Here is a 7847-nt window from a genome sequence, read left to right as displayed (position 1 = left end):
GTACAGGTAAAAAACGCAGTCCGTAAAAATTCAAGTTTGCATTTTCCACAATATTCTTTTGTAAAGAGTTCATATCAATGTTATTGGAAACAATAACAGTGCTTACCCAATCTACCTGTCCATTTTCACGATAGTCCCACATCTTTCTTAACAATTCTGTGGAAACAAAAGCCTTCGGTGCTGCGCGATATAATTCCCAGTATTCTTCATCGCGGTCACTTACAGTACTTAGATCTACTTCAAATGGAACATTCCAATCTCTTATATTATCTGCGTTTGTTAGTCCTTCAAATTCGGGAATTAGTTTTGAGGAAACTACGCTATTGTTCATCGCAATTTTTTTTGTTACTTTCAAAGTTAACGTTTTCGTTACCAAACGTCCACTGACCGAAGGAATAAAATACTCAAATTCCACTTCGTTATTTCCATTTAGTTTAAGATCTTCCGCCAGCCAGCGATTTACAAAAACCTCCCCCTCGGGTATCTCCAGCCCCTCAACTCCTCCAATCATCGCGTATGCTGCCACTTCTTCGCCGTTTTGAATTTTGTTTACCACGTAAACAGAGGCCAAACGTGCTTTTTCTTGCAATTTTTCCAAAGCTTTCTGAATACCCGACAACTCATAGTCATGGAAAACAAAATTTTTACTTTGAATAAAACGTTCGTCTTTTTCCAAACGAAAGTATATACCAAGGTCTTCACAAGAAAGATGCTCTCGCACATCTTTAATAGGGTCACCTGATACCAATAAAGTATTGATATAATTTTGCCGCTCCAGTTGCTTTGCTAAATAGTCTTGTGAAACAAAAACATTGCGTGGCATTTGAGGATTTGCATCGAGACGAAAACCTCCCATCCCCTGATCTGGTAAAATAGCCACCACTTTCACACGCAAAGTGTAAACATTATCTTCAAAATTCTTTCGCGCGAATAGAGTTTCCGTCGGAACAAAGCTCGATCGATAAATGTATAGAAGCAAACGCTGGTTTATTTTTATACCCAAATCTTTGGCAAGTGACTCGTTGATGGCCACTTCGCGCTTCTTGAGATTTAATTTCTGTTCATAGAAAGTGGCAAATTTATCGTCCACACCAAGAATATTCACCTGAGGGATGGTCATTTGCGAATGTTTGGTAACGCCAGACAACATCAATGCCGATGCAAATTGATTATTAGGATATTTTTTTTCTATATTTTCGACAAATTTTCGCGTAAACAATTTTGTACTTCTGAGCGCATAGTCAATATTACCAATGCGCGCCATCGCGTTATCCAGTAAACTTTGAGGAACAGATTTCCCAATAATCATCGAACCGGTAACCACAGTCGTTCCAATAATAATTCCGATGGTCACGAGCAATATTGTTTTCCAATAGTATTGGACACTACGCCATAACAAACGATACTTAGTCACTTTATACTCCTTCATTTACAAGGCGACCACTGCGCAAAACATAACAAGTATCAAATTGCTTGGCATATGCGACATTATGCGTGACCATGACGACAACCACTTTGTTTTTAGCAGCAATTTCTTTCAACAGACCAATAATTTTCTGTCCATTTTCTTCATCCAAATTACCTGTTGGCTCGTCGCATAGTAGTAATTTAGAAGCACTCATAATTCCACGAGCAATCGCAATTCTCTGACATTCACCTCCAGATATTTGCCATGGATAGAAGTCTTTGCGCTCTTTGAGACCTACGAAATCTAAAATTTCATTTGCTTCCACCTGAATATTTGTATTGACAAGTGTTGGCAGCAATACATTTTCCAGAGCGGTCAGCTGTGGTAGCAGATGATGATTTTGAAACACAAAACCAATATGCTGTGCGCGGAACATTTCTTGCTCTTTTTGTGAAAGTTCTTGTAGCTCACTCTCTCCCAGTTTTACACTACCTGAATTTGGTTTTTCTAACAAACCGAGTATATTGAGTAGCGTACTCTTACCTGACCCAGAAGGGCCAATAATTGCCACCGTTTCTCCTGGATTTGCAGAAAATTGAACATCTTGCAATATATTAATCGTAGAATTTGCATGCGCGAAACTCTTCGAGATAGATTCAACTTCCAAACGATCTGTATTCATAATTTGCAACTTTCTATGATGGACACGCCTTAGAAAAAAAAGTATTTTTTGCTACATTCTTTATATTCTGATACAATTTTAGAACTGTAAGCATGTAATTATAATAAGTTTTCTTCACTCTTTTCAATAGGTAGAAAATGGATTCTCCACAGTATATAACCGTAAAATCGCCCAGATATATTTCATATCTAATAGGACAAGCTTTCGGTGTTGCCAATGATAATGCAATAAAAATGACCATGACGGCTTTTGTACTAAGTACAATCATTCGCGAACAACAAGTTTTTTATACAAGTATTATTGCCGCTCTTCTTCCCATTGCATTTTTGATGTTTTCCCCATTCGCAGGTTACCTTTCCGACCGTTATGCAAAAAATAAAGTTTTGTTCTATTCAAAAAGCCCCGAAATTTTTGCCATGTTATTTTCTTGCGTAGCTTTGTATTTTAATAGTTTACCATTGCTACTAATTTCCTTTTTTTTCATGTCCATGCAAAGTGCCTTCTTTGGTCCGGCGAAATACGGAATACTTCCCGAAGCATTCCACAAAGAAGACCTATCAATGGCGAATGGACTATTAAACATGACCACCAACATCGCTATTTTACTGGGGGCTGTACTTGGAGGATTGTTATTCGACGTATTCGAAGGTCAATTGGTATGGGCGGGCGTTGTGTATCTCGTCATTGCTTTGTTGGGAACTTTTTTTGTTTACTTCGCTCCCCCGGTGCAACCCAAAAGGCCTGATGCTCCCGTGGAATGGAATGTGATCACATACCTATGGAAAAACTTTCCCAAAGTTTCCAAGACACCTGTTGTAATGAATACGATTTGGGGTATTACATTTTTCTATGGGCTCGGTGCTCTTTTTATGACGGTAATTCCTGTTTATGCCAAAAACGTTATGGGCCTAGACAGCGCTGCCGCCACTTTAACATTGGCCCTTTTAACAGTAGGGGTTGCGATTGGCTCTGTTCTCGTAGCACATTTATCACGAGACAATATTGAAGTTGGTTGGGTTCCTTACGGCTGTTTTGCCCTGGGACTTTTTGCGATAGACCTCGCCTGCTACGGTGACACAGGCACGCGTACTTTTATGAACTTTACGATACGTTCTGTTGTAGATCTATTTTTGCTGGGAATTGCCTCGGGTTTTTTCATTGTGCCTCTTTTTGCACAGCTACAAAATAAAAGTCCGGAAAACGAAAAAGGACACTATATCGCCTTCTCCAATATTATTAGCTTTGGAGGTATTCTCGCCGCTTCTCTACTTGCGATCTTCTTCTCCAGTGTACTTGGGATGGATTCAAGCAGCATTATGATAACAGTTGGTATTGTCACCATTTTATATTCCCTCGTTATGGCAGCGACCATTCCCGATCAGATACTACGTATTATTATTCTCGAAATTGTAAATACATTATATAAGGTACGTGCGATCAATAAAAAAAATCAACCGAAACGCGGTATGGTTGTGTCCAATCACTTGTCATATTTTGATCCCTTTGTTCTGGGATCAACTTTTGAAAAAATGTTGAGCTATCTTATGTTTCGTTCCTTTTACGAAATGCCTGGTACTACCTGGGTATGGAAAAAATTAAATTGCATTCCCGTGTCTGGTGGTGATTCTGCGGAGAAAAAACAAGAATCTCTCGATATCGCCCACAAATTTATTGCTGACGATGGTGTAGTGTGTATTTTTCCCGAAGGAAAGTTATGGCGCACAGGCAATTTATTGCCCTTCAAAAGTGGATTCCAAAAAATCGTCGCTGGCGTAGATTGCCAAGTAGTGCCTGTTTACCTAGACGGCTTATGGGGAAGTCAGTTCAGCTATGAGAGAGGTACGTTTTTCTTTAAAAAACCTATTAAATTTTCAGATTCCATCAATGTGATATTTGGTGAACCACTGCCATCAACTGTCGATGCTTTTACCGCCAGATCAAAAGTCATGGAGCTTTCCGCGGAGGCCTATCGTCATCGTCTCAAAGACCCACAGCCACTGCATATACAATTTATCTCTGTTGCCAAGAACAACTGGAAGAAAACTTTTATCATTGGTGAAAAAGCTCATCTCACTTTTGGCGAAGTTCTAACACAAGCATTGTCGTGGAGTTGTCCTACCGAAATTCCAGCGGGTTCTAGGGTGGCCGTATCTCTACCAAACGATACTGCATTTATAGTACATCTTGCTTTGTTATACAAAGGTTTGATTCCCGTACACATTTCTGACGTTGTACAGTGCGAAAAACTTGAGATCACTCATGTGATAACAAATGAGGAAACACAAAACTCCAAATCCAATCTCAAAACTTTTTCATGGCAGTCTCCCACACAAAATGTATCCTTGGCCTTTAAATCGTCAAAGAAAATAGAAAAAAATCATGTGGTAGGAAATCCTCATTGCGACGATGAATTCACGGTATATGCCGAAAGTAATACCTCCATCAGTCATCGTAATGTGTATAGTAGTATAAAATCATTCCAACAAACCTTTGAATTAAAAACAGATACTATTTTAGCGACAGAATCGATACATAAGCCTTTTTCTTTTGTCGCAAATTTTTGGATCCCTGCACTACAAGCACAACAAATAATGTGCATTTCGCCTGATAGTAGTAAATTCAAAGAGTCTAGCAACCAAATATCGATAATATTCACCGACGATCCGCAAAAACATTTGTCATATATCAATCAAATTAGCTCACAAATTCGTTATTTTGGTGTGGTCGCAGATACCATAAACGAAAAAATTCTCGGTCAATACAAGGAAGATTTCAATATTGACATTATGCAAATGTATGCATTAGACACTTGCAATATCGTAACTTTAAACCGCCCAGACTTTATAGATGAGGCAAACTTTAACACACAAATAGGAAAAAGACCTGGGTCTATCGGTCTTCCACTACCTGAGGTCGCTATAAGAATAGTCGATATTGAAACAATGGAGGATGTGGGTATGGATGCCGAGGGTACCATCATGGTCAAAGGACCAAATGTCGCCCAAAAAGACAGAAATCCCCAACTTCAGTTTCACAACGATTGGCTTGTTACAAAACTAAAAGGACATTTTGACGAGAAATGTTTTGTACACCTAGCTTCCCACGATGCGTAAAAAGTCCATGGATTGTAGTCGTCCTAACAACAAAGCAGTGGCAACACCTAGTGTCATTAGTTGCTTGCTTTGTCTGTCAAAACACCTTATACTTAAGGTAAGTCTGTTAAGTTTTTGGTGGTATCTGTTGTTTCCATCGAAAGTGTATTTGCCCTAAAACTTTGTAGTACTCACAAAATAATGTGGGTACTCACGCTCAGTTAAAACATAAGTGCATAATGGCATCACAGTCTCAAAACATGTAAAGGTATCTTTATGAACATAACTTCCGAAGAAAAACAAGAAATACAACATCTATGTGGTGTGCATCAACAAGTATGCGAACAACTAAAAAAGCGTATTGTTGGCCTAGAAGAAGCCATTGACCAAATATTGATCTCTATTTTTAGTGGTAGTCATGCACTGGTAGTTGGTGTTCCTGGCCTAGCAAAAACTCTATTAATTCGTTCTATATCGGAATTGTTAGATTTACAATTCAGTCGTATTCAATTTACGCCGGACCTTATGCCCTCGGATATCACGGGAACCGAAATTTTAGTCGAAGATACAAGTGACAACTCTCGTAAATTTTCATTTTTAAAAGGCCCTATATTTACCAACATACTACTTGCGGACGAAATTAACCGTACACCGCCTAAAACCCAGTCAGCTCTACTAGAAGCTATGGAAGAACATACGGTTAGTTCCATAGGAACACGCTTTGACTTAGATCCACCATTCTTTGTTTTGGCGACGCAAAACCCTGTAGAACAAGAAGGAACATACCCACTGCCTATTTCGCAATTAGACAGATTTATGTTCAATATTCTTTTTGATTATCCCAGTAGGGAACAAGAGTACCGAATTTTGCGCCTCACAGTATCCAATAAGAGCGACGTTTTTACACCTCTTCTTTCGAAAGAGACTATCTTGAAATCTTTGCAATTGGTTCGCAAAATACATACACCACAAGAACTCGTAGATTACACGATTAGGTTATGTCGTAACACCCGACCAGATGTGAGTAAAATACAATTTGCCATCGATAATATTGCTTGGGGAGTGAGTCCACGTGCCACGCAAGCTGTTCTTGTAGGAGCCAAAGCGCGTGCAATGCTACGTGGTCGTTTTGCTGTTACCGCCCAAGACATCCGCGAAATCATACAACCGGCTTTACGTCACAGAGTTGTACTCAACTATGTTGCAGAGGCAGAGGGTATTACACCTGATGAGATTATCGAGCATATTGTAGATAACACACCTTCTCCGGATGGCTACAAAAGAAAAAATACAAACAGTAATTATTCACAAAAACTATACATTGCAATGGCAGGCCAAAGATAGGGGGCAAAATTATGGATGAATGGTTTGAAGTAGTCGTAGAAATATTACAAAGTCATAAACAAGGTGACTACTCTATTTTACAAGAAGCAGAAACTCTACCTGAAAATGCCCCAATAGACATCAAGGCACTACTTTGCATGTCTCTTTGTCAGATGGCCATGGATGCCAATGAAGCAGAATTGGCCGAAGAATACCTACAAATGGCCATTGAGTGTGCAGACGAAGATGCAACAAACATGGTACAACACGAACAATTGTTCTATTTAGAATGCTTGCTAAACAGTAAGTTTTTCCACCAATTCGACAAAACAATCGCCAAAGCCCGGGGGAGTCGTTACAAAAACCACTACCTGATGCAGTCTATTGTGGGAGATTGTTTGTATTGGTGTGGGCACTTCTCCGAAGCTAGAGAAGTCTATACAAAGATATTAGATGAAAACACTGCCGAAGACTTTAACAGTGAAGAATATCTGTACAAACTCGCCTCCACCTACGTCCAACTCAATGAAACCGATGAAAGTAGAAAAATACTGGAACAAATTGTCGCCAATCATCCGCATATCAGTGATGATACACCTGAGTATGTATTTCACGCGATCGCAAAGCTAGTAGGACTTAGCCCTTACAAACCAGGTCTATACACGCAAGAACTACAAAACTTAGAGCTAAAACATCCGTATAAAAATGCCTACCTCAACCACATACTGGGATTAGATTTGTTTGTTCGAGGCGTAGATGATTTGGACAAAGCCGAATACTTTTTCCACTCCGTTTTGCAAGCCCCCATTCGCGACTTCGAAAAACTACCGTCCGTACGTTTTTTGATACATACTTACCACAAAACTAACCAACGCGAAGTCATGGAGCCACTCGTAAACAAATACTCGTTTACCAACATGTATTGGGAACAAGAGATTCAAAATATACTCTCCCCTGAAAAATTAGAGTCTCCCATTGAAACACAAGAGCCACCTTATGAGGAAAAAATCGAGACTCCCGTCGTTCCTGCGGAAAGCGAGACTTTGGTGCAAGAGGTTGCCGATACTATTGCGCAAAAAGAAGATGCGACACAACAAACGACTACTCCTATTGTCGAAAAAGAAGAGACAACACAACAAACGACTGCTCCTATTGCCGATAAGGAAAATGCGACACAACAAACGGACACTGTTCAACGGGTAAGCAAAAACATCCTACAAAATGTTAGTCCCACAAAAAACGATACAGAGAACAATACACAAGACACGGAAGACAGAGAAACTTCCATTCCGTTAACTGCTCTTTTGCTAGGTTTAGAATCTTTCCATAAACAAAACTAATA

At 39.5% G+C, this 7847-nt stretch carries 5 protein-coding genes (1 of these 5 only partly in view); 3 read left to right on the top strand and 2 right to left on the bottom strand.

Features of this window, described 5'->3' with window-relative positions; all coding sequences use genetic code 11:
- Window positions 1–1414 carry the 5' portion of an ABC transporter permease gene (locus UABAM_RS32650; protein WP_173013712.1) on the bottom strand. Its footprint begins 1835 nt before the window's first position, so 1414 of the gene's 3249 nt are visible here — the first part of the coding sequence; it begins with the start codon at window positions 1412–1414; the stop codon falls past the left edge of the window.
- Between the two features lies 1 nt (window position 1415).
- Entirely contained in the window at window positions 1416–2090 is a 675-nt protein-coding gene (locus UABAM_RS32645; RefSeq protein ID WP_152021817.1) for an ABC transporter ATP-binding protein, read from the bottom strand.
- A gap of 137 nt (window positions 2091–2227) precedes the next feature.
- On the opposite strand from UABAM_RS32645, the gene UABAM_RS32640 reads away from it, so the two are divergent.
- The 3 genes from UABAM_RS32640 to UABAM_RS32630 all read left to right on the top strand — a co-directional run bounded on the left by UABAM_RS32640 (window position 2228) and on the right by UABAM_RS32630 (window position 7845).
- Window positions 2228–5203 carry an MFS transporter gene (locus UABAM_RS32640; RefSeq protein ID WP_152021816.1) on the top strand — a complete coding sequence of 992 codons (2976 nt, stop codon included), beginning with the start codon at window positions 2228–2230 and terminating at the stop codon, window positions 5201–5203.
- A gap of 255 nt (window positions 5204–5458) precedes the next feature.
- On the top strand, window positions 5459–6526 hold the full coding sequence (locus tag UABAM_RS32635; protein ID WP_152021815.1) for an AAA family ATPase: 1068 nt from the start codon (window positions 5459–5461) through the stop codon (window positions 6524–6526).
- Between the two features lie 11 nt (window positions 6527–6537).
- Window positions 6538–7845, top strand: coding sequence for a tetratricopeptide repeat protein (locus UABAM_RS32630; protein WP_152021814.1), 1308 nt, complete (start codon window positions 6538–6540; stop codon window positions 7843–7845).
- Window positions 7846–7847 lie beyond the last annotated feature (2 nt).

It is taken from the genome of Candidatus Uabimicrobium amorphum (genome assembly GCF_009002475.1).
GTDB lineage: Bacteria > Planctomycetota > Uabimicrobiia > Uabimicrobiales > Uabimicrobiaceae > Uabimicrobium > Uabimicrobium amorphum.
Note: the sequence above shows the minus strand (reverse complement) of the source record. Positions and strands in the feature narration are given on the sequence as shown.